The organism is Mycobacterium pseudoshottsii JCM 15466 (assembly GCF_003584745.1).
GTDB classification, from domain to species: domain Bacteria; phylum Actinomycetota; class Actinomycetes; order Mycobacteriales; family Mycobacteriaceae; genus Mycobacterium; species Mycobacterium marinum.
Genome location: NZ_AP018410.1, coordinates 2,566,693 through 2,588,487, shown reverse-complemented (window position 1 = coordinate 2,588,487; position 21,795 = coordinate 2,566,693). Strand labels below are relative to the sequence as shown.

18 protein-coding genes, 2 pseudogenes and 1 riboswitch are annotated in these 21,795 nt (G+C 64.0%); of the genes and pseudogenes, 11 read left to right on the top strand and 9 right to left on the bottom strand.

The genetic code is table 11. The features are described 5' to 3' along the window. The first annotated feature begins 66 nt into the window (after positions 1-66). A complete protein-coding gene (locus MPSD_RS11810; RefSeq protein WP_015356027.1) occupies positions 67-702 on the top strand; it encodes a lysozyme inhibitor LprI family protein in 636 nt (211 codons plus the stop codon). A 338-nt stretch (positions 703-1,040) separates the two neighbouring features. Then, the gene (locus MPSD_RS11805) at positions 1,041-1,766 is read left to right on the top strand and encodes a class I SAM-dependent methyltransferase (RefSeq protein ID WP_165601442.1); all 726 of its coding nucleotides are present in this window, start codon (positions 1,041-1,043) and stop codon (positions 1,764-1,766) included. Positions 1,767-1,773: 7 nt separating this feature from the next. On the opposite strand, the gene MPSD_RS11800 is transcribed toward MPSD_RS11805, so the two are convergent. Further along, the gene (locus MPSD_RS11800; protein WP_020787725.1) at positions 1,774-2,685 is read right to left on the bottom strand and encodes an RluA family pseudouridine synthase; all 912 of its coding nucleotides are present in this window, start codon (positions 2,683-2,685) and stop codon (positions 1,774-1,776) included. A gap of 14 nt (positions 2,686-2,699) precedes the next feature. Next, positions 2,700-3,290 (bottom strand): signal peptidase II, encoded by a 591-nt coding sequence (gene lspA, locus MPSD_RS11795; RefSeq protein ID WP_020787726.1) that lies wholly within the window; start codon positions 3,288-3,290, stop codon positions 2,700-2,702. A 75-nt stretch (positions 3,291-3,365) separates the two neighbouring features. Between lspA and MPSD_RS11790 the strand changes: the two genes are divergently transcribed. Continuing rightward, a complete protein-coding gene (locus tag MPSD_RS11790; protein WP_036427383.1) occupies positions 3,366-4,322 on the top strand; it encodes an asparaginase in 957 nt (318 codons plus the stop codon). Here MPSD_RS11790 and MPSD_RS11785 read toward each other — a convergent pair. After that, the gene (locus tag MPSD_RS11785; protein WP_086084708.1) at positions 4,287-5,699 is read right to left on the bottom strand and encodes a DNA polymerase IV; all 1,413 of its coding nucleotides are present in this window, start codon (positions 5,697-5,699) and stop codon (positions 4,287-4,289) included. The two genes, MPSD_RS11790 and MPSD_RS11785, sit on opposite strands and share 36 nt — an antisense overlap. Before the next feature lie 66 nt (positions 5,700-5,765). Between MPSD_RS11785 and MPSD_RS11780 the strand changes: the two genes are divergently transcribed. Then, positions 5,766-6,338: a class I SAM-dependent methyltransferase gene (locus MPSD_RS11780; RefSeq protein ID WP_164497857.1), complete on the top strand. Its 573-nt coding sequence runs from the start codon at positions 5,766-5,768 to the stop codon at positions 6,336-6,338. A gap of 55 nt (positions 6,339-6,393) precedes the next feature. After that, a pseudogene (locus MPSD_RS11775) lies at positions 6,394-7,445 on the top strand (hypothetical protein). Positions 7,446-7,449: 4 nt separating this feature from the next. Here the strand turns inward: MPSD_RS11775 and ileS are convergent. Further along, a complete protein-coding gene (ileS, locus tag MPSD_RS11770) occupies positions 7,450-10,650 on the bottom strand; it encodes an isoleucine--tRNA ligase (RefSeq protein ID WP_086084709.1) in 3,201 nt (1,066 codons plus the stop codon). A 444-nt stretch (positions 10,651-11,094) separates the two neighbouring features. Between ileS and MPSD_RS11765 the strand changes: the two genes are divergently transcribed. The 5 genes from MPSD_RS11765 (at position 11,095) to MPSD_RS11745 (ending at position 16,312) form a co-directional block, all read left to right on the top strand. Beyond that, positions 11,095-11,361 (top strand): hypothetical protein, encoded by a 267-nt coding sequence (locus tag MPSD_RS11765; RefSeq protein ID WP_015356035.1) that lies wholly within the window; start codon positions 11,095-11,097, stop codon positions 11,359-11,361. Continuing rightward, positions 11,349-12,857 (top strand): condensation domain-containing protein, encoded by a 1,509-nt coding sequence (locus MPSD_RS11760; RefSeq protein ID WP_036426667.1) that lies wholly within the window; start codon positions 11,349-11,351, stop codon positions 12,855-12,857. Before MPSD_RS11765 ends, MPSD_RS11760 begins: the two co-directional genes overlap by 13 nt. Before the next feature lie 14 nt (positions 12,858-12,871). Next, the gene (locus MPSD_RS11755; RefSeq protein ID WP_012394103.1) at positions 12,872-14,245 is read left to right on the top strand and encodes a hypothetical protein; all 1,374 of its coding nucleotides are present in this window, start codon (positions 12,872-12,874) and stop codon (positions 14,243-14,245) included. A 63-nt stretch (positions 14,246-14,308) separates the two neighbouring features. Continuing rightward, positions 14,309-15,553, top strand: coding sequence for a glycosyltransferase (locus MPSD_RS11750; protein WP_020787734.1), 1,245 nt, complete (start codon positions 14,309-14,311; stop codon positions 15,551-15,553). A 24-nt stretch (positions 15,554-15,577) separates the two neighbouring features. Beyond that, positions 15,578-16,312, top strand: a complete 735-nt coding sequence (locus tag MPSD_RS11745; protein WP_012394101.1) for a GAP family protein — start codon at positions 15,578-15,580, stop codon at positions 16,310-16,312. 117 nt (positions 16,313-16,429) lie between these two features. Here the strand turns inward: MPSD_RS11745 and MPSD_RS11740 are convergent, their stop codons facing one another. Continuing rightward, a complete protein-coding gene (locus MPSD_RS11740) occupies positions 16,430-17,179 on the bottom strand; it encodes a glycosyltransferase family 2 protein (protein ID WP_012394100.1) in 750 nt (249 codons plus the stop codon). 164 nt (positions 17,180-17,343) lie between these two features. Here MPSD_RS11740 and MPSD_RS11735 point away from each other — a divergent pair, with 164 nt between their 5' ends. Next, positions 17,344-17,952, top strand: coding sequence for a class I SAM-dependent methyltransferase (locus tag MPSD_RS11735; RefSeq protein ID WP_020787735.1), 609 nt, complete (start codon positions 17,344-17,346; stop codon positions 17,950-17,952). Positions 17,953-17,997: 45 nt separating this feature from the next. Here MPSD_RS11735 and MPSD_RS11730 read toward each other — a convergent pair. The 4 genes and pseudogenes from MPSD_RS11730 to MPSD_RS11715 all read right to left on the bottom strand — a co-directional run bounded on the left by MPSD_RS11730 (position 17,998) and on the right by MPSD_RS11715 (position 21,717). Beyond that, a pseudogene (locus tag MPSD_RS11730) lies at positions 17,998-18,779 on the bottom strand (glycosyltransferase family protein). Positions 18,780-19,021: 242 nt separating this feature from the next. After that, positions 19,022-19,255, bottom strand: a complete 234-nt coding sequence (locus MPSD_RS11725) for an Rv1535 family protein (RefSeq protein WP_011739657.1) — start codon at positions 19,253-19,255, stop codon at positions 19,022-19,024. Between the two features lie 285 nt (positions 19,256-19,540). Beyond that, positions 19,541-19,710: riboswitch (M-box (ykoK) riboswitch) on the bottom strand. Positions 19,711-19,887: 177 nt separating this feature from the next. After that, positions 19,888-21,021 (bottom strand): nitronate monooxygenase, encoded by a 1,134-nt coding sequence (locus MPSD_RS11720; protein WP_086084710.1) that lies wholly within the window; start codon positions 21,019-21,021, stop codon positions 19,888-19,890. Positions 21,022-21,153: 132 nt separating this feature from the next. After that, positions 21,154-21,717 (bottom strand): carboxymuconolactone decarboxylase family protein, encoded by a 564-nt coding sequence (locus MPSD_RS11715; RefSeq protein WP_020787739.1) that lies wholly within the window; start codon positions 21,715-21,717, stop codon positions 21,154-21,156. Between the last annotated feature and the right edge of the window lie 78 nt (positions 21,718-21,795).

Sequence of the window (21,795 nt, the reverse complement as noted above, 5' to 3'; positions counted from 1 at the left end):
CAGGAATTGCGCCCGGTCTGGCGTGTCGCGCTTTGCACGCCCTCCGCAATCCGGTAGTCAGCACATATGAGACTTATCGCCCTCATCGGGGCCGCCTTGGCGTTGAGCGCCTGCAGTTCAGCAACAACGCATTCGACTCCCGATTCGCCGGCCGGCACCACGAGCGGCTCGCAGCCGACATCGACGGCCGCACCGCTGCTCGACTGCACCAACCCCGAAGATGACACCCAGCGACTGGTCTGCAACGACCCCCAGTTGACCGAACTCGATCGCCGGCTCGACACCGCCTACCAGCAGGCGCTGGACCGTCCCGGCACCGACAAAGCGGCGCTGACGCTGGCCCAAGGTCACTGGGCGGAGACGCGTGACCAATGTGCGCAGAACCCTGACATGCGCACCTGTCTGCAGGAGTCCTACCAGACCCGGTTGGCGCAGTTGGCCATCGCGGACCCGGCCACCGCGGCTCCGCCCGTGATCAGCTACCGGTGCCCCGCGGAGGACGGCCCATTGACTGCACAGTTCTACAACGAACTCGATCCCAAGACGGCGGTGCTGACCTGGCGAGGCGACCAGTACATCCTGTTCGTGCAGCTATCGGGCAGTGGTGCCCGGTACGGCCGTCAAGGCGTCGAGTACTGGGAGCACCAGGGCGAAGTGCAGCTCGATTTCCACGGCACCAAATTTGTCTGCACCACGACCTGAGGCCCCTCACGCCCGGCGCTAGGCCGCGGGCGGGCCGGGCGCCCGATCCGGATCACCGCTCGTGGTCGACGGCACGGGTTGCTTGCGGCGAAAATGCCTAGCATGCGCCGTGCATTCAAAGTCCCGGCGGCAGAGGCCGGGCGGGCCCCCGTGCCCGACCGGGATTTCTCCCGCCCGCACGGACGCCCGTGCGCCGCCGTCGAATCGTGGCCACCGCATGCCGCGCTGGCATCCAGACGCCGGCATCCGCGCGGCACGCTCGTCGAGGCCCGCATGCCGCAACGGCGGCCCCGGTGACGGCCGCCCAACGCTCATTTGAGGAACTCGTGGCCGAAGCCATGGCGGCGCCGGTCGTGGGATGGGATTTCTCCTGGCTAGAAGGCCGAGCGACAGAAGAACGACCGTCGTGGGGGTACCAGCGGCTGATGAGCCAGCGATTGGCCCGCGCGTCGGCCGCCCTGGACATCCATACCGGTGGCGGCGAGGTGCTGTCCGGCGCGCCGAAGTTTCCACCGACCATGGCCGCGACCGAATCGTGGCCGCCGAATGCGGCGCTAGCCACCCAGCGGTTGCGCCCGCGCGGCGTGGTGGTGGTCGCAACGCGCGATGAGCCGCCGCTGCCGTTCGCCGATGAAGCGTTCGACCTGGTGATCAGTCGCCATCCCATCACCGTGTGGTGGAGTGAGATTGCCCGGGTGTTGCGTCCCGGCGGCACCTACCTCGCGCAGCACCCCGGGCCGGCGACGGTAGCCGAACTCGTGGGACACGTCATCGGACCGCCGCCCCAGCTGTGGGAGCGGCTAGAGCCCGCGGCTCAGCGTGCCCAGGCCCAGGCGGCCGGGTTACAGATCGTGGAGCTGCGCATGGAGCGGCTCAGGGCTGAATTCTTCGACATCGGCGCGGTGGTGTACTTCCTGCGCAAGCTGATTTGGACGGTGCCGGATTTCACGGCAGAGCCGTACTTTCAGCGACTGGTCGAGTTGCATGAACGCATCCAGGTCGACGGACGCTTCGTCACCCACCCGACGCGGGTGTTGGTGGAAGCGCGAAAGCCGACCGAGTGAGCATCGCTCACCCCTCGTCGCGGAGCACATCCAGGGCGTGCTGCAGATCTGGCGGATACGGACTGACAATCTCCACGCGCCGGCCATCGGCGGGATGCGCGAAGGCCAGCGATCTCGCATGCAGCCATTGACGTTGCAGACCCAACCGTTTGGCCAGTTTCGGGTCGGCCCCATAAACGAGGTCACCACAGCACGGATGATGCAATGCCGCGAAATGCACCCGGATCTGATGAGTGCGCCCGGTTTCCAAATGCACGTCAAGCAGGCTGGCCGCCACGAAGGCCTCGACGGTGCCGTAGTGGGTGAGGCTATGCCGGCCGTTCTTGGTGACCGCAAACTTCCACTCGCCGCCGGGATGCCGACCGATCGGTGCGTCGATGGTTCCGATGGATGGATCTGGATGTCCTTGCACCAGAGCGTGATAGCGCTTGTCGACGGTGCGTTGTTTGAAGGCCCGCTTGAGAACCGTGTAGGCGCGTTCGGACAGCGCGACCACCATCACCCCGGACGTCCCGACGTCGAGGCGATGGACAATGCCCTGCCGCTCATGTACGCCGGACGTGCTGATCCGGTAGCCGGCCGCCGCCAGGCCACCGAGCACCGTGGGCCCCGTCCAGCCCACCGACGCATGTGCTGCCACCGCGGCCGGCTTGTCGACGGCGACAATGTCGTCGTCGGAGTACAGGATCGTCATGCCCTCGATCTCGACGGGGGTGTTCTCCGGCGGCGGCGGCGCCTCCGGCAGCTGGACGTGCAGCCAGGCCCCCGCGGTCAGCCGATCGGATTTGCCCGCCGGCACACCGTCGAGTTCGACACCACCGTTCTCGGCGATGACGGCCACCGCGCTGCGGGACAGACCCAGCAGACGGGCCAGCCCCGCATCAACACGCATTCCTGCCAATCCCTCCGGAACCGGCATCGAGCGATCGCCCGTCAACGCTCATCGGCCTTTCGCCGGCCCACGGTGTCGAAGTCGAAGCCGAAGATCGATAGGATTACCAGCAGGATGGCGCCACCGACCACCGACGGATCAGCGACGTTGAACACCGGCCACCAACCGACCGAAAAGAAATCGACGACGTGCCCGCGCAGCGGCCCGGGCGCCCGGAAGAAGCGGTCGACCAGGTTGCCCATTGCGCCGCCCAGGATCATCCCGAGCCCCACGGCCCACCAGGGCGACACCAGCCGCCGGCCCATCCAGAAGATTCCGACCACCACGCCCGTCGCGATCAAGGTCAAAACCCAGGTGTAGCCGGTCGCCATCGAGAAAGCGGCACCCGAATTGCGCACCAATGTCCAGGCCACCGTGTCACCGATGATCGATACCGGTTGGCCGGGAGGCAGCAGCTTGACGGCCAGCACCTTCGTCACAACGTCCAGCGCCAGCACCACCGCCGCGACCGACAGCAATAGCCGCAGCCGCCGTGGCGGCGGCTCCGGCGCGGAAACCTTGGGTTCCTCAGTCACCCCGGTCTCTCCCGCTGTCGTCAGTGGATCGGCTGATCCGGTTGGTTCGTCAGACACTCCCCCATCATCCCTCAGCTTTGTACCGGTACCCACATGCGGATGCCGATGACATGGGTGCGAGATGATCCCACCATGGCCCGCCTCACCGTTATCGCCACCGGAGGAACGATCTCGACCAGCACGGGCACCGACGGAGTGCGCCGACCGTCTCGTAACGGTGCGCAGCTCACCGCTGCCGTGAGCGGGGATCTGGATGTCGAAATTGTCGACTTGATGGCGCTGGACAGCTCGCAGCTGGTGCCGGCGGACTGGGATCGCATCCGCGCCGCCCTGCACGCCATCACCGGGCGCGGCGCCGACCGCCCCAATGGGCCCGATGGGGTGGTTATCACCCACGGCACAGACACGCTTGAAGAGACCGCGCTGTGGTTGGACCTCACCTATTCCGGCAGCACCCCGGTGGTGTTGACCGGGGCCATGCGCAGCTCCGATGCCGCCGATGCCGATGGTCCAGCCAACCTGCGTGACGCGCTTATCGTGGCCGGCGATCCCGCGGTACGCGACTGTGGGGTATTGGTGTGTTTTGCAGGTCGGGTGCTCGAGCCGCTAGGACTTCGCAAGGCGGCAACCGATGACCTGAGCGGATTCGCCGGCGAACTTCTGGGCACCGTCACCGACGAGGTGACGCTGCGGCGCGCGAAATCGCGGCCATATCTCGGCGACGTTCTGGCCGCCGATGCACCCCGGGTCGATATCGTCGCGGTCTACCCCGGAAGCGACGCTGTAGCACTGGACGCATGTGTGGCCGCCGGCGCGCGCGCCATCGTGCTGGAGGCCCTGGGGTCGGGCAATGCCGGCGCGGCCGTGATCGACGGGGTGCGGCGGCATTGCGGCAACGGGGTGGTGATAGCGGTCTCCACCCGTGTTGCCGGCGCTCGGGTCGGCGCCGGCTACGGCCCTGGCCATGATCTGGTGGCCGCGGGCGCGGTGATGGTGCCACGGCTGCCGCCGTCGCAGGCGCGGGTGCTGCTGATGGCCGCGCTGACAGCCGAGCTACCCATCGTCGAGGTCATCGACCGCTGGGGTTGAGGTGTCAGCGGCATTCTCGACCCGCAACTGGCCGACAAAATCCGGCCAATCCAGGCTGTCCACCGGGTTGGCGGCGGTGATGTCGCTGGTCTCGATGGGAAAGGTCCGCGCTGGCCCGGGGCCTGAACCACGAGTCTCGAACCTCACGGTGACCACTCCGTGACCCGCTCCTTGTACCCAGCCGTGACCAAGCTCCCGGTGGGTGACGTCGTCGCCGATTCGCCACACGGCACCGGCTGGGGTGCTCGACAACGCACCATGCGAGGGGTAAAAGTCCTGATGGGCTTCTTCTGACGTCTCCGCCGCCAGGTCCAGATCCGGGAACAGCGATTCCTGGCGTACCTCGCTCAGCCCCGAGAAACCCACGCCCAGCAGGCGAATGGGCCCGATCTGGACCGGATCCAGCAGCAGCCGGCGGGCCAGCGCCAACAGTGCTCCCACATCGGTTGTCGCATAGGGCAAGGTCGCCGAGCGAGTCAACGTGCCCATGTCAGCCTTCTTCAGCTTCACCGTGACGGTGCGAGACCCGCGACCGTCGCGCAGCAACCGCTGATGAGCGTGCTCGGCAATCGGATCAAGCGCGTCGCGGAGCTGATCGAGAGTGGTCAGATCGATGGCAAAGGTCGACTCCGCGCTGATCTGCTTGGCTTCCGCGCGCTCGGCAACCGGCCGGTCGTCGATGCCGCGCGCCAGCCGGTGCAGCGCGGGCCCGACGGTCGCGCCAAGGATGTTGGCCACTTCAGCGTCGGCCAGCGCCGCCAACTGTCCGACCGTCTCGATCCCGAGGCGATGCAGCTTCTCCTCGGCAACTGGACCGATGCCCCACAACCGGCGCACCGGCAAGCCGCCCAGCAGCAGCTGTTCTTCCTTACGGGCGACGACCCGGATGCCGTCGGGCTTGGCCAGTCCAGAGGCGATCTTGGCAATTTGCTTACCCGAGCCGGCACCCACCGAGGCGATCAGGCCGGTTTCGTCGCGCACCCGTCGCCGCAGGTCTTCGCAGAACTGTTCCACCTCCGCCGTAGCGGCCCCACCGAGTTGTGGTGGTTCCCCGAAGGCCTCGTCGAACGACAGCTGCTCGACGACGGGAACCAGGCCTCGCACGGTGTCGAACACCCGGCGACTGGCCACCCCGTACACGGCGCCGCGCGGCGGCAACACCACTGCGGTCGCACCGATCAACCGCCGAGCCTGGTGCATCGGCATGGCCGAACGGGCCCCGAAAACGCGCGCCTCATAGCTGGCGCCGGCGACCACACCGCGCCCACCCATACCACCCACCAGCACCGGCCGGCCCATCAAGGTTGGTCGGGTGAGCTGCTCAACCGAGGCGAAGAACGCGTCCATGTCCAGGTGCAGCACCCAACGGGACTCCACAACCGGCAATACTATTCGGGACTAGTCGGGGCCCGCCGGAGGCGATCTCGACTAACGTCGGTCAGTATGGCAATGAACCTTGTGCATAGGTTGTGCTGCGACTCTGACCGCTGGGCAAATGAGGTCAAGGGCCAGGTATTGCCCTGGGTTCTCGCCGATGTGGACCTCGGTGACAACGCCCTCGAGATCGGGCCGGGCTACGGAGCCTTTCTTCGGGTGCTGGTGGACAAGACGCCAAAGCTCACAGCGGTCGAAATCGACCCAGCCATGGCGCGGCGTCTACAAGAGCGCTATGGGGAGCAGGCACGCATCATCAACGGCGACGGCACCGACACCGGGCTGCCCGCCGAAGAGTTCAGCTCGGTGGTGTCTTTCACCATGCTGCATCACGTCCCTACCACTGAACTGCAGGATGAACTGTTCGCCGAGGCCTATCGTGTGCTGCGCCCCGGTGGTGTCTTCGCCGGGAGCGACGGGATTCCTTCATTACTGTTCAGCATCTTGCACTTTCGCGACACCTGCAATCCGATTCCACCGACGGACCTCCCGGATCGCCTGCGCGCAGCGGGATTTCACGATGTCGAAGTTGAGGTTCAGGCCGGCAGGCAACGCTGGCGTGCACAGAAACCCAAAGCCTGACTTATATCGAAAAGATATGTCAAATAAGGGTATTGAGAAACGGTAAGGAACCACGGTGTGTCCGTCCGATAGCGAGTCAACTACCTTCGGCCGGTCCGGTGATGACTTCGTGGCAGGAATCTGTCAGCAGGTCCAGGCCTGGAGCACTCAGCCCGCTCTGACGGAATTGGTCGAAATGTTCGGCGGCTCCCCACCCGCCGGCGACCTCCCGACTCGACTTGCGCTGCTCGACGAATTCAGCAAGGTGTGGGACTACCGGGGCGGGCCCGGGCCTCCGCCACCGGCCGGTTACACAGTCAGGACGCGGCCGGCGCGGTCAGATGGCTGATCCCGCGCCTGGACCTGCCCGCCACCCAACTGGAACAGATCACGGCGTTGGCCAGCGAACTGGGTCTGGTCACAGCCACCACGCCCGAGGGCGCGGACTTCGATCACCTCTTGGTGATCGGCGGTGGACGCTATACCAACCAGCTGCGGGTGGGCTACGCACGAGAGATGGCTACCGGCCGGCGCATCGGCCAGGTGGTGCTGGCGGCAGCATCACGCCAGCTACTGGAATCCGAACTGGATGCGGTAGCCGTCTGCGCGCCGGGGGCACGCACGGAGTTCGAGCTCCTGGTGGCAGCAGCAAAGGACGTACTGGGGCTGGACACCGGTGAGGTGACCGCGCACATACGACAACGGGTGGATAACCCGCAACGCGACCGGGCGGTGTGGAGTTTTCCACCGGAGGGCAACGGCCTCGGCGTGCCGGTCATGTTGTTGGAAACCCCGTCGCCCGACCCGGACAACCGTCGAGCCAACTCCGCCGATACCTACACCTTCGCCGCCCAGACGGCGCGCATGCACCAGTCGACCTGCCTGCTGGTGACCGGCCAGCCGGTGGTGCCCTACCTGCACTTCGAGGGGCTCCGCACGCTGGCTCTACCGTTGCGGATTCACCTGGAGTCAGCGGGGTTCGGCATCGACCGCTACAACCGGCTCAGCAACCTGGACCAACAGCATCCGGCCAAACTGCTGCAGGAGGTCCGCTCGACGATCCGGTCCGCCCGCGCCCTGATGGATCGGGTAGCGATCACAGGGCGCGGCCCAACCAGCGCCGGCTGACGTCTTAGGCCTGCTCGCGCCCGGACACCCCTGCTCCGCCAGATTTCGCGATTGCCACCCGCACCCCGTCTCCGATCTCGACGCCATCGTCGGGTTCACCGAATTCGAAAGTGGTGGCCAGGATTTCGCCGGCAATCAGATCGCGGTGAGTGCGCGCCCACTCGGCGCGCTCCCCCGGTACCGAGATCAGCACCTGGATGCGGTCGGAAACGTCGAGCCCGGTGGACTTGCGCAGCTCCTGCAATTCCCGGATGCGGTCCTTGGCCCAGCCCTCGGCCTCGAGTTCGGGTGTGACGGTTCCGTCCAGCACCACTAGGCCCGCACCGCCCGGCAAGGCCGCCGTGAATTCCGGGTCGGCGGCCACCAGCCGGGAGCTGTACTCCTCGGGCTGCAACACCGCCGGACCCGCCGTCAGGGTGCCGTCGGAGTTGACAACCCCTTCGCCGGCTTTGACCGCCTTGATGGCAGCTTGCACGTCCTTGCCCAGCCGGGGACCGGCAACCCGAGCGTTGACGGTCAGTTCGAACCGGCCGTAGGTGCCGATCGCATCTGTCAACTCGATCTGCTTGACGTTGAGTTCGTCGGCGATCAGGTCGGTGAACGGCTTTAGCGCTTGTGGATTCTCGACTGCCACGGTCAATTTCAGCAGCGGCAAACGTACCCGCAGCTTCTTGGCCTTGCGCAGCGAAGACGCGGCCGAGCACACTTCACGGACCTGGTCCATCGCGGCCACCAGTTCTGCGTCCGCGGGGACCTCGCCAGCCTGCGGCCAGTCCGTCAAATGCACTGAGCGCTCGCCGGTTAGCCCACGCCAGATCACCTCGGTGACCAGCGGCAGCAGTGGTGCCGCCAACCTCGCGGTGATCTCCAGCACGGTGTGCAGTGTGTCGATGGCATCGACATCTTCCTGCCAGAACCGCGAACGCGACCTTCGGACATACCAATTCGTCAAAGCCTCGGCGAACTGGCGCAGCTGTTCACAAGCCCCCGAAATATCGCAGACCTCCATGGCCTGGGTGAGGTCATCGCGCAGCACCGCGAGCTTGGCCAGGATGTAGCGATCCAGCACATGATCCGAATCGGTGCGCCAGGTACCGACTTTCGGTGCGTACAGAGCCAAGAAGCTATAGGCATTCCAGAATGGCAGCAGCACTTGCCGTACGCCCTCGCGGATGCCCTGTTCGGTGACGATCAGATTGCCGCCGCGCAGAATCGGCGATGCCATCAGGAACCACCGCATGGCGTCGGAACCATCCCGGTGGAACACTTCGGCGACGTCCGGGTAGTTGCGCAACGACTTGCTCATCTTTTGGCCGTCAGAACCCAGCACAATGCCATGCGCTACACAGGTTTTGAACGCCGGTCGATCAAACAACGCGGTGGCCAGCACGTGCAGGGTGTAGAACCAGCCGCGCGTCTGTCCGATGTACTCGACGATGAAATCGCCCGGGTAGTGGGCGCCGGCGTCGCCGGCCGCCCCGCCCAAGAACCAGTCCCCATTCTCGAACGGGTAGTGCACCTGTGCGTACGGCATCGATCCCGAGTCGAACCACACGTCGAGCACGTCAGGAATGCGTCGCATCGTGCTCTGCCCGGTGGGATCGTCGGGATTGGGACGGGTGAGTTCGTCGATGTAGGGCCGGTGCAAGTTGGTGGGCCGGACGCCGAAGTCGCGCTCCAACTCATCCAAGCTGCCGTATACATCGATCCTTGGATACGCGGGATCATCGGACTTCCAGACCGGGATCGGAGTGCCCCAATACCGGTTTCGTGAAATGGACCAGTCCCGGGCACCCTGCAACCACTTACCGAACTGACCGTCTTTGACGTGCTCGGGGTAGCAGGTGATCTGCTGGTTGAGTTCAACCATCCGCTCCCGGAATTTAGTCACTGTGACGAACCACGAGGACACGGCGCGATAGATCAGCGGGTTGCGACACCGCCAGCAATGCGGATACGGGTGCTCGTAGGTCTCATGGCGGATCAGCACCGCACCGTTGGCCGCCGCCGGACCGCTCTGATTCTTCAGGTCACGGATGATCTGGGCGTTGGCATCAAAAACGTGTTGCCCTTGGTAGTCGGGCACTGAGGAGTCGAAGCGGCCCTTGGCATCCACAGGTGTCACCGGCTCGATGCCGACCGGGCTGGTAACCGCCATGTCGTCCTCACCATAGGCGGGTGCCATGTGCACGATGCCCGTACCGTCTTCGGTGGTCACGAATTCGCCCGCCAACACCGCAAACGCGTTTGGCGAATCCACGAAATACGCAAACGGCGGCAGATAGCGTATGCCCAAGAGGTCGGCGCCACGATAGCTGCCAATCACCTCCGGCTCTTCGCCGAGTTCGCGCGTGTAGGCCGCTAGACGCGCCTCGGCCAGCACAAGGCGGCGATCCCCCACGCGTACCTGCACATACGTCACATCCGGGTGCACGGCCACGGCGAGGTTCGACGGCAGAGTCCACGGCGTGGTCGTCCACACCAGCAGGTAGGCCCCGGCCAGCTCCCCCTGCGGTTCGCCGTCAACCACCTTGAATCCAACCGTAAGCGCCGGATCCTGGCGGCTTTGGTAGACGTCGTCATCCATCCGGAGCTCGTGATTGGACAACGGGGTTTCGTCACGCCAGCAGTAGGGCAACACCCGGTAGCCCTCGTAGGCCAGCCCCTTGTCCCAAAGTTGCCGGAACGCCCAGATCACCGACTCCATGTAGCCGAGATCGAGCGTTTTGTAGTCGTTGTCGAAGTCGACCCACCGAGCCTGGCGAGTAACGTACTGCTGCCATTCGTCGGTATAGCGCAAAACCGACGCGCGGCAGGCATCGTTGAACGCGGCAATCCCCATCGCGTCGATCTGGGATTTGTCGGTAATTCCCAGCTGACGCTCGACCTCGAGTTCGGCCGGCAGCCCGTGGGTGTCCCAGCCGAAACGGCGCTCCACTTTGAATCCACGCATGGTTCGGTACCTCGGAACGATGTCCTTGACGTAACCGGTGAGCAGGTGACCGTAATGGGGCAGGCCGTTAGCAAATGGGGGCCCGTCGTAGAAGACATACTCGGGCGCGCCGTCGCGGCGCTCGATACTGGCCCGGAAAGTTTCGTCACGTACCCAGTAATCAAGCACCTGGGTTTCCAGTTCCGGAAAGTCCGGAGAGCCGCCACGGTGGTCGGCGCCCAGGTTGCTGCGCGGATAAGTGCTGTCAGCCATCGGTCTCCTGTGCCAGAAATCACACGGCACGGGGACGACGGCGCGCTCAGTGCGCGAGCGCCGCGGTACCACCCCGCTTGCCGCACCTGAGTGCGGCCGCTCAATTTGGGCTGTAACGGACCCAACCGTTCGGTTCTACTGGGCTTTTAGGCTGTTCTTCCGAAAGCTAACCGGTGATAGCCGGATCAACGCTGTTGCGGCAATACTACCTGATCGCAGGCGCGCCGATGCTGGGCCCGACGCATAAATCCCCGCACTTGGCACCCAGTTCAATCCCAATGCAGCGAAAACCGAAATCTAACGCCCGCCTATCAACTAGGCTCTGCTCTACCAGCGTTTAACAAGTAAATACCCAGATGAAGGGTCCACACAGCGTCGGCGTAGTTATACCGACGGCAGAGTGGTCGTGCCTTTGCAAAGGCGCAGCCAACTAAGAGGGGGCATGTGAACACAACATTACCTGGCACGTCGAGTGCCGTCACCACCCCAGTCGGTTGGCCGGTATTGGGGGCCGGCCAAACCGACACGTCGCGGGTGATGTTGCAGCGTGGCAACACCGACTCGAGCCCAAGCGACCAAAGCCGCTATCTGAAGCCCGGCTCAACGGGGCCCCTGCAAACATCACAACCGTTTCAGGTTTTGTGGACCACCTGCAGCTCTCCGGTGCACCGCAACCTGCTGGGCGACTTGGAGGAGAAATGGTCAGAGTAGGGAAGGTCGAAGCTGGGACAATCAGCGACTGGCATCCTGAGCCGGGCACGTTGGTGTCGTGGCAGCCATCGCGTGGCTCGCTCGCCAAGGCCGCCAAAGCGCCGATAAGCCCGATGCCGCCCAGCTACATGCAGGCCCATCACCTTCGCAACTTCCGGTCCTACCGCGAGCGCGGACTGGAAATGTCGCGGTTGCTCATTTCCTCCTGGGACATCCCCGGAATTTGCGACATCCGCACCATGACGCACGTCGTCAACGCACACATGCGCCGTCACGACACCTTCCGCAGCTGGTTCGAGCACACCGAGGGCGATCACTTCGTGCGCCGGACCCTCGAGCGGCCCAACGACATTCAGTTCGTCGCCGTCGAACACGGTGAGCTGACCACCCAGAGTCAATGGCGCGAGCATCTGTTGGCCACCCCGAGTCCGCTGGAGTGGGGGTGCGTGCGCTTCTCGATCATTCAGCGTGCGGACCACTTCACCTTCTGCGTGGCCATTGACCACCTTCACTGTGACGCGATGTTCGTCGGCGTGGTGTTTGCCGAGATTCACCTGATGTACCTGGCCCTCGTCAGCGGCGGAGCTCCGCTGCGGTTGGCCGAACCGGGCAGCTACGACAACTACTGCAACCGGCAGCGTGAGCACATCTCCGGTCTCACCCTGGATTCCCCGGTCATGAACAAGTGGACCGAATTCTTCGACAACAACGACGGCTCCCTTCCCAAATTCCCACTGCCGCTTGGCGATACCTCCGCGCAGTGCGAAATGATGGGCGTCCGTCTAATGGACGAGCGCCAGACCCTGGCTTTCGAAGCCGCCTGCATGTCGGCGGGGGCCCGGTTCTGCGGGGGCGTGTTCGCAATCTCGGCCGTGGTCCAGCACGAATTGACCGGAGCCGACGAGTACTACGCGATTGTCCCAATCGACATCCGCCGCACCGAAGAAGACTTCATGACGACCGGATGGTTCACCGGCTTCGTGCCGATCACCGTTCCGACCGTGGGATCGTCGTTCGGCGAGATCGTCAAGGCAGCCCAGGGATCCTTCGACTCCGGTCGCGACCTGGCGGAGGTGCCCTTGGACTGCGTGATGGAGCTGGTGCCGTGGCTGCGTGAGGGGCAGTGGGGAGCACCCTTGCTGTTCTACTTGGACGCCGGCATTCCGCCGCTGTCCGCTATGGCGAACTCCCATGTGGAAGGTTTGCGCGCCCGCCTCTGCCACGATGGCGGCATGATGGGTCAGATTGACATCCGGGTGAACCGGCTCGAGAAAGAGACCCAGCTGACGGTGTTGTTCCCGAACAACCCGGTGGCCCGTGAGTCGGTTACCCGCTACGTCGAGGCGCTGAAGTCCGCGTTTGTTCGGGTGGCCGAAGGACGCGACGTGATACCGGCGCCCTCGCGCACCGGCAGTCAGCTGCACCTCGCCTACAGCCGGCGTACCTACGAACCCCCTGCGACGGTGTCCCCTTTGACGTCATGGCGTACCGGCTAGGCGGAAAACAAGGGGTGCTCAACGAGTCTCGGACCCGCAGCTCGTCGGCCATGACGGATAACAGGATCGCCTTTCTCGACCAGGCGGCTTTCCTGAGGCTGCGGGCTACCGGTTTCGAAACGGTCGGTCAGACTTTGTGGATTTATGACCGCGAAGCGGACATGGACGGGTTGCGGCGGTTCAACGAGAACCTTGGCTATGGGCTACTGGGGCGCCGGATCGAGCGCTCTCCGTTGCCTTTCGGTCGTCCTCGATGGGTCGCCTACCACGAAGCGCCTGACATCGACGTCGCCGCGACGCCCCGGCCGCGAAGCGAAATTACGGCGTGGTTGGACGAACGCGCACAGATTCCAGTTGACCCCGAGTATGGGCCCTGCTGGCATTTGGGGGTCCTTCCGCTGCAGGACGGCGGCACGGCGGTCAGCGTGGTCATCACCCACTCGGTGGTGGACGGTGTCGCCGGTGGCCTCGCCGTCTTCGAGGCCATCAACGGCATCACCCGGGACTTCGGATATCCGCCGCCGGGATCGCGCGGCCGGATGGAAGGCCTGCTCGTCGATCTATGGGATGCCCTTCGTGGATTGCCAGAGGTCTTCCGGGCCCTGCTCGCGTTGATCCTCATCGTGCTCAGACGCGATACCGGAGCAGCAGGCCAAACCGGCAAGCCGCCGACCGTGTCGGACGGCGCCGATGAACCGATCGTGACTCCATCGGTGACGGCGTTCTGCGATCTGGAGACCTGGGATTCCTGTGCTCTCGATCTGAGCGGGTCCAGTGGTTCGCTGTTCGTGTCCTTTGCTACCCGACTTGCCCAACTCATGGGCCGGGTGCGGGCGACAGATGGCGCCGTCACGATAATCATGCCGGTCAGCGAACGCACCAACGATGACACTCGGGCGAATGCTGTCACGGCGATCACCTTCGATCTCGACCCCGATCGCGCGCGAACCGATTTGCAGTTCATCCGCAACGAGACGAAACAAAGCCTGTCCGCGCTGAAAGACACCCCTAACGAGCTGCTCAAGCCTCTTCCACTGGTGCCCTACACACCGAAATGGTTGGCCCGGAAAATGGAAGTGCTGGCCATGGGAACGTCGGATCTGCCGGTGGGTTGTTCCAATCTTGGCGAGCTCAGTCAGGCTCTGACCCGGGTCGACGGAACCGGGGCCCGGTATTCCTCCGCGCGCATGTTCAACCGGGGAGCCACCAGACAACGCTTTGAACGGGAAAGCGGCGAGCTATATCTGTTTTCCGGGCGGCTCGAAAACTCGGTATTCATCAGCGTATCGGCTTACCAACCCGGCGCCGAGAACTCGAACCAGTACCTCAGAGGACTGGTGGAGCAAACACTTGCCGACTATTCGCTCAAGGCGGAGTTACTCGGATGACTGGGGCCGGGTAGCTGGGTCGATTGGGGTTTTAAGGACGGAAGAAGTGGTTGGGGGCCGCTGATGAAATTTGCACTGGCGATAAACGGCACGCGAGGCGATGTCGAACCGTGCGCTGCACTCGGGCGGGAACTATCGCGCCGAGGCCACGAAGTACGCGTCGCAGTACCCCCCAACCTGACCGGCGTGGCCGCGGCAGCGGGCTTGGAGGCGGTGCCCTACGGCCCCGACACCGACGAGCTGCTCAACGACGAGGACAACCTCCAGGAATTCTGGAAGCCGCAAACTTCGATCAAGTTGGTGCGCGAGGGCATATCGGATCTGCGCCAGGCCTGGTCCGACATGGCGGGAACCCTGAAAACGCTGGCAGACGGCGCCGACCTGGTCCTGACCGGCATGATCCACCAGGGCATCGCCTTGAACGCCGCGGAGTATTACGGGATTCCGCTAGCAACGATGCACTTCCTCCCGTCGCGGGTGAACAGCCGGGTCATTCCGATCTTGTCGCCGCGCTTGAACCGCTCGGTCATCTCAGCGCTGTGGTGGGTGCATTGGCGCGTGACCAAAAATCCCGAGGAAGCGCAACGACGCGAGCTTGGTATGGCCAAGGCGTCCTCATCCTCGACTTCGCGAATTCTGAAAGGCCGCTCACTCGAGATCCAAGCCTATGACGAGCTTTGCTTTCCCGGGCTGGCCGCCGAGTGGGCGGAATGGGGCGATCGCCGACCGTTTGTCGGTGCCCTGACCCTGGAAATGCCGACAGAATCCGACAACGAGGTGCTGTCGTGGATCGCTTCCGGAACGCCGCCGATCTACTTCGGCTTCGGCAGCATGCCGGTGGAATCGCCCGCCGCAACAATCGCCATGATCAGCGCGGCGTGTGCGGAGTTGGGCGAACGTGCATTGATTTGCACCGGTTCGAATGATCTGGGCGGCTTGCAGGCCCCCGAAAACGTGAAGTTGGTCTCCGGGGTATCGCACGCCGCGGTATTTCCGGCGTGTCGCGCAGTCGTGCACCACGGCGGGGCCGGAACAACCGCAGCGGGTATGCGGGCTGGCATCCCGACCCTGATCCTTTGGATCTGGATAGAACAACCGATCTGGTTGGCGCAGATCAAACGGCTAAAAATTGGCTCTGGACGTCGTTTGGCGTCGACCACAAAAGAGACATTGGTCAGCGATCTCCGCTGCATTTTGGGTCCCGATTACGTCGCCCGCGCCCGCACGATTGCAAATGAGATGAGCAAACCTGGCGAAAGCGCCACGCGGGCAGCAGATCTTCTGGAAAATGAGGTGTCGGTTAGCTGAGTCGGCGAGGGGAAGGAGGGGAAGATGTGGACCACGGTACTGATCCTGGCGGTGATGACGGCGACCGAGCCGGTGCGTCTCGGGGTTGCCATCTTCCTGGTCTCCAAGCCGCGTCCGATGGTGAACCTGCTCGCATTCTGGTTCGGCGGTATGGCGACCGGGATCGGCGTCGCGCTGGCCGTTCTACTGCTGCTGGGTGACCTCGCCAACGCCATTGTCGACAACGTCTCGTCGCTGGCGGCAACGTCGGTTGTCGGGCACCTACAAGTCGGCTTGGGCGTCGTCGCGCTGCTGGTCGCTGCCCTGGTCGCGACGGGGTTCTCGGTGCGCTCACCGGCGCTGGTCGCTTCCGGCGCCGGAGACTCGTCGACGCTGATGGTCGCGGAGACCCCGACCCGCTTCTCCCGGTTGATGGCGAGCGCTCAGGGCGCTCTCGAAGGTGGGTTTCCCTGGGCCGCCTTCGTGGTTGGCCTCAGCTCGGCCGGCCCACCGCCGGTCGAATACCTGGTGGCGCTCACGGCCATCGGGGCCTCAGGGGCCGCAATGGGCACGCAGCTCAGCGCGACCTTCGTCTATCTGCTGGTAATGCTTGCGATCATCGAGATCCCGCTGATCAGCTACCTGGTGCACCCCGGCCGCACCGAGGCAACCATGCTGTGGCTGCGCAACTGGTTGCGAGCCCACCGGCGCCAGATCATCGCCGTTGCTGTCGGCTTGGCAGGTATTGCCCTGGTCACAAACGGTATGGGCACCATCTGAGCACGGCCCGCACGGCGTGGTTCCATTCAGGATGCTTTCGGACCCGATGGTCGACTAACAGTCCAAGACTGTGCCGCCGGCGTCCGGGCGGCCAATACTCCCCGGTAGGAAAGCGATCTATCGGATGACTTTGTAGCCACGGCGCTTTTGTAGCCGCCGCGGCAATATTTCGAACGAGGCCCACTGGAAATAGAGCCGCCAGTACCCGACGGTGTCGAACCGGCGGGTCGAGGTATAGACCGTGTCCGTTGGCACATAGAAGAACTTGCCGAGCTTGCGGGCCTGCTTGATCAGCAGCAGGTCCTCCCCCATGATGAGATGCTCGTCGAATCTGAGCTCCGGAAACAGCGAACGCTTGGCTATCTGGATGGCATATGAGCCACCCAACCGGTGCAGTAGGTCATAACAGGCGAACCAGGCGCGCGCGTGCCGGCCGCCACCGAGCGGCAGAACCTTCGTGGTACCCACGGAGAGCGTCTTGCGTGATGCCCGCAACTGCGCATCGAGATCGAGGAGGAAATTGGGCTTCAGGATCGTGTCCGCGTCCAAGAAGACCACCCAGTCGCTGTGCGGTGACAGCCGGTCGATACCGAAGTTCTTTGCTGCCGATACTCCGGCCGTGTCGCTGGTGAAAACGCGGACGTTGCGGCCCTCGAACTGTCTTGCGACATCGAGGGTGCGGTCCGAGGAGCCGTTCTCCACCACGATTACTTCAAAGGACTCGGTGGGATATGAAAGGCTACTGGCGTGTTCGAGGGTGGAAGCGATGTATTCCTCTTCATTGTGTGCGGGAATGACGATAGAGAAACGCAGCTCCCGAGAGCCGGCCATATCGGTATTCCCCCCGGTTGAGGCCTCACCCAACACGAAGCGATCCTAGCAGGATCTGGTTGCTGGAACCCCGATAACGACCGGCGCGACGGGGCTATGCTCGGGGGCGCTTCGCTTTACAGGACGGAATAGCAGCCACGCACATCGCCAGAGAATCGAAAAGTGTTACTGAGTATTACCGCCCGACGCAGACGGAGATATTGCGGTTCGTTCCAACAACCGCACAACGGATCCTTGACCTCCACTGCGGGCAGGGCACGCTCGGGGCAACGCTCAAGGAGCGTACTGGCGCAGAGGTCTGGGGCATCGAGTCCGACTCACAAGCGGCCCAACAGGCCAGCGCGGCTATCGACCGGGTACTCGTCGGCACCGTAGCCGAGCGGATCGCGGAGCTGCCGGACAACCACTTTGACGTGATCGTCTGTAACGACGTCTTGGAGCGCCTGGTCGACCCGACTGCGACGCTGAAACAGCTTCGGTGCAAGCTCACGTCCGAGGGCGTCGTCGTCGCGGCGGTCCCTAACATCCGTTTCCTACCGGCTCTGAGCAAGGTGCTGTTTCGAAAGGATTTCCCGCAGGAGGATTTTGGCACCTTCGACCGCACCTACATTCGCTTCTTTACCCGCAGGAGCCTGGTGCGGTTGTTCAAGACGTCAGGCTTCGGGGTACGCCGGATCGCGGGAATCAACGCCTGGAACGGGGCCATTGGCGTAGCGCTGGCCGTACTGACCCTCGGATACTTCGCCGATGGCCGATACCTGCAATACGCCTGCATCGCGTCACCATCAGCTTCAAAGCCCACCTCCTGAGAGTTATCCCGAGAGGTTGTCGTCAGATTGAGGAAGCGGCCGAAGTCACTGCTCGAGCTGGTGGGTCGTGTACGCGATCGGGCTTCCCGGCGCCGCTTGCGGCAGCGTCCCGGGGGGAAATAGCTTGCGCCACTTACGGCCATGAACACGCCGCATTGCCCGCTCCATGGCGGAGTTGGCGCCGATCAAGTACCGAAACTTCCCGAAATGATTGTTGGCCGTTCCGCGGCCGAAATGGTTGATGTACGCCATCTCGGTTGTGTACAAACCGAACTCAGCATCGCGAGCACGCAGGGCTAGATCAAGGTCCACGCCCCACCCGTAGCGGCCGAAGGTGCGCAGGTCCATGCCTCCGACCGACCGCCAGCATTCTCGAGACAACGCAAGTGCGGTTCCCTCGACCGCACTTACCGCCCGATATCGCGGTCGGGGAATGTAGTTCGCGGCCTCGGGTTTCTGGTCATCTTCCGCGCACGGGAACCCGTGATCGATCATCGGCCCAACGATTCCGGTATCGGCGGGCAGGCGCGGATCGAGCAGGCCGGCGACGAATCCCTTTGAGATCCGGGTGTCGTTGTTGAGTGTCATCGCGTAGGAGTGCCCTTCCGAGAACGCAATTCGGAATCCGAGATCACTCCCCCCGCCCAGCCCAGGTTTTCACGCGGCGTGACAACGCGTTCATTGCCGATCTTGGGGTAGTCGCCCCGGTTGTCGACGATCAGATACTCCGCGCTCTCGCGCTCCAAGTCACCGACCAATGCATGCGTGTACTCATGCTGCCCGAACACCGGGACAATAATCAGTACGGACATGAGTTGACCGTACACTGACCGGGTCGGCGCCCAAGTCCATTCCGGAACCAGCGCCGCAGTCGACGCCAAGGGCGGGGCCGCCGCCCAACGCCGACTGCATCAACCCGGCGCGCGGACGCGGTTGTTGCGCGCCAATAGTTCCAAGGGGTTGCCAAGCCACAGAACACAGACGCCTACGTCTGTGGCGTGGCAACCCCTTGGAACCGTGCGTCAGCTACGGACTCGCTCGTAAGGCTGCGATGCTCGCAATCCATGGCTCACGCCTGGACTTCGAGCAATCCAACGCGCCAGAGTGCGGCGTAGACGTGGCGCACCGGAACGCTCAGCAACCGAGCCGCGCCGGCGACCAGCGGGTCGCCCCCGACGAAGTCGCTGCGGTTGGCCGACTTCTTCTTGGCAGCCGGAGCCGGAGGTGGCGTTCCATCGCGTACTACCGTCAGCCGCGGCGCGGGCGATACGGTTACCACTTCGTCGAAAACAGCTACGGTCATGATGCCCTCCCGGACAGGTTCGAAACGAGAATGAATTGGACTGATATGTCCCGTCCCGTAGCGATTCCGATCCAAGAGCGTTTGGTCCGCAGACCATCTGCGTGGGCAGATTCAGCTGAGGACGTCGCGCTTGGGGCCGGATCGGGACGAAACATAGCCCGGATATCGACCCGGACTGCCACTGGAACTCATGCGTCCCTCACCTCCTCACAACCACGACGCGTGCGGATAACCGCACGCTTTCCATGCGCAAAGGAGTACAGATGCCCGACGAACGTCGGAGAATCCGCACCCCACTCGTCAAAGCTTTGGCACCACACGACGTGTCCGGTAAACCGGAAGCCACCTGGGCTCAACCCTTAAGCCGGGAGGAGCTGTCCTGACCCGGGGCGTCTTTCGACGTTCGGGGTCAGTGGCCTATGTTCGTGTAGCCGCCTCACCTAACGAGGTGCTTGCCTGACCGATCATGCATGACCGGGCTGCGCGGGTCAACGTGAACCGGTGCCCGTGTCCGATTCTTTACGCTTTCCCCCGGCACGCTGACAGCTTTTCGCCAGGTTAGACGCTTCTGACCTGGGCTTTTGATACCGAAGTCGATGTATTTGAGATGGCTTTGAATCAGGTGTCGACGATCAATCGGCGAGTCGCTCCAGCCGCCCGATGGTGTCGATGAACTCCTCGACCATCTCCAGCACCACCGACCGAGTCGGCCGCACACGGTCAAGCGAACCGACAACCTGACCCACGAAATAGGTGGCCAGTTCCCGTGCCTTGGCTCCGGGTTGGACGGCAGCCTGGTTGATTCGGATCTGCGAATCGGTGATCAGCGTGGTCTGCAGCGGCATACCAAGGGGTTCGGGGGTATCGGGGCGGGCCCATTCGTCGGTCCAGGCGGTGCGCAGCATCCGTGCCGGTTTGCCCGTCATCGACCGCGAACGCACGATATCCGAGGAGGTCGCCGCCAAGAACTTGTCCTTGACCGCCGGGACCGTCTCGGCTTCCTCGGTGGTCAACCAAACCGACCCGCACCACACGCCTTCGGCTCCAAGGGCCAGTGCGGCGGCGATCTGGCGGCCGCGGGCGATGCCGCCGGCGGCCAGTACGGGTGTCGGCGCAACCGCATCCACCACCTCGGGAACCAGCACCATCGTGGCCACCTCGCCGGTATGACCGCCGGCCTCGGTGCCCTGCGCGACGATCAGGTCGACACCGGCCGCCGCGTGTCGTCGCGCGTGTTGGGTGGTCCCGGCCAGGGCCGCTACCAGCACTTCCTTCTTGTGAGCCCGCTCGACGAGATCGCTCGGCGGCGGCCCCAGCGCACTGGCAATCAGGCGGATGTCGTGGCTGAAGGCCACGTCCAACAGCGGCTCGTAGCCTTTCGGCGAGATGTTGAGCCCTCCCGCGGATCGCGAAATCCGCTCCGCTCCGGCTTCCGGGGACGGTGCGATGCCGTAGCGGGCCAGCAGTTCCTCGACGAACGCCCGATGCGCTTCCGGCACCAACTCGCGAGCCTGCACCGGGTCGATTCCTCCCTGCTCCGCCCCGACGTATTTGGGCGGCAACAACAGGTCAACTCCGTAGGGCTTTCCGCGCGTTTGCTCCTCGATCCAGGTCAGCTCGCTCTCCAGCCGTTTCGGGCTGTGAGCGGTGGCACCCAGAATCCCGAAACCGCCCGCGTTGGTCACCGCGGCGACCACGTCTCGGCAGTGGCTAAAAGCGCAGATGGGAAACTCGACGCCGAGCATTTCGGCCACTCTGGTTCGCATTTCCCGACGCTAAGAATCCCAGACCGATATGTCAATCGAATCGCATGACACTCAACGCGTTACGTGTTCAGCCTTCGCGAACTCGGCCGAAGAATTCACCCGTGCTGTTCCGCAACTGCGGCGACGTTGCCGCTAGGGCGAACAGCCATCGGGCGGCCAGCTCGCCACGCCATCCTCCAACGGAACCTTGAGGCTGTGCAGGATCGAGGCAACCATGCGCCACGCACTGATCGCGGTGACGAGTTCGGTAAGAACCGTTACGTCCCCATGCAATTCGCGCTCACACTCCGCCCAGCTCGAGGCACTCACCGCGCCGTCGCGCACGATGTCGTCGGTCGCTGCCAACACAGCACGCTCGGTCGGACCGAATCCGTTGTATTGGCGCCAATCACGCACCCCGAGTAGGTCCTGGGCGGAGACCCCCAGGCCGGAGGCAACGCGCCAGTGCTGGGTCCATTCGTAGTCGCACGCGGTAAGCCACCCGATCCGCATGATCACCAATTCGCGCAGCCGAGGGTCGAGGGCGCCATGCCAGAGCATGGTCGCGAGCAGGTCGTTGAAGGTCCGGGCCAGCCGCGGATGGTTCAGTAACGCCTGAAAGATGCTGAGCTCAGCCATGTAGTTGGGCACGCCCGCTTCGTCGGCGGCGGCCTTGGCCTCGTTGACCGACAGTAGTGGCACGCGGGGAATAGTCATAGTCTGTCACTCCGTTGGGCTCGCCGACTACCAGCACACTATGAACTATCAACTCGCGAGTCAATTGCAGACTCGTTG

Bases quoted from the DNA above. Each gene is read 5' to 3' on its own strand.
- MPSD_RS11805 (WP_165601442.1), top strand. From the start codon at position 1,041: ATGGCGGCGCCGGTCGTGGGATGGGATTTCTCCTGGCTAGAAGGCCGA.
- MPSD_RS11715 (WP_020787739.1), bottom strand. From the start codon at position 21,717: ATGACTATTCCCCGCGTGCCACTACTGTCGGTCAACGAGGCCAAGGCC.
- MPSD_RS11810 (WP_015356027.1), top strand. From the start codon at position 67: ATGAGACTTATCGCCCTCATCGGGGCCGCCTTGGCGTTGAGCGCCTGC.
- MPSD_RS11800 (WP_020787725.1), bottom strand. From the start codon at position 2,685: ATGCCGGTTCCGGAGGGATTGGCAGGAATGCGTGTTGATGCGGGGCTG.
- MPSD_RS11750 (WP_020787734.1), top strand. From the start codon at position 14,309: ATGAAATTTGCACTGGCGATAAACGGCACGCGAGGCGATGTCGAACCG.
- MPSD_RS11760 (WP_036426667.1), top strand. From the start codon at position 11,349: ATGGTCAGAGTAGGGAAGGTCGAAGCTGGGACAATCAGCGACTGGCAT.
- MPSD_RS11720 (WP_086084710.1), bottom strand. From the start codon at position 21,021: ATGCGAACCAGAGTGGCCGAAATGCTCGGCGTCGAGTTTCCCATCTGC.
- MPSD_RS11780 (WP_164497857.1), top strand. From the start codon at position 5,766: ATGGCAATGAACCTTGTGCATAGGTTGTGCTGCGACTCTGACCGCTGG.
- MPSD_RS11745 (WP_012394101.1), top strand. From the start codon at position 15,578: ATGTGGACCACGGTACTGATCCTGGCGGTGATGACGGCGACCGAGCCG.
- ileS (WP_086084709.1), bottom strand. From the start codon at position 10,650: ATGGCTGACAGCACTTATCCGCGCAGCAACCTGGGCGCCGACCACCGT.
- MPSD_RS11725 (WP_011739657.1), bottom strand. From the start codon at position 19,255: ATGACCGTAGCTGTTTTCGACGAAGTGGTAACCGTATCGCCCGCGCCG.
- MPSD_RS11790 (WP_036427383.1), top strand. From the start codon at position 3,366: ATGGCCCGCCTCACCGTTATCGCCACCGGAGGAACGATCTCGACCAGC.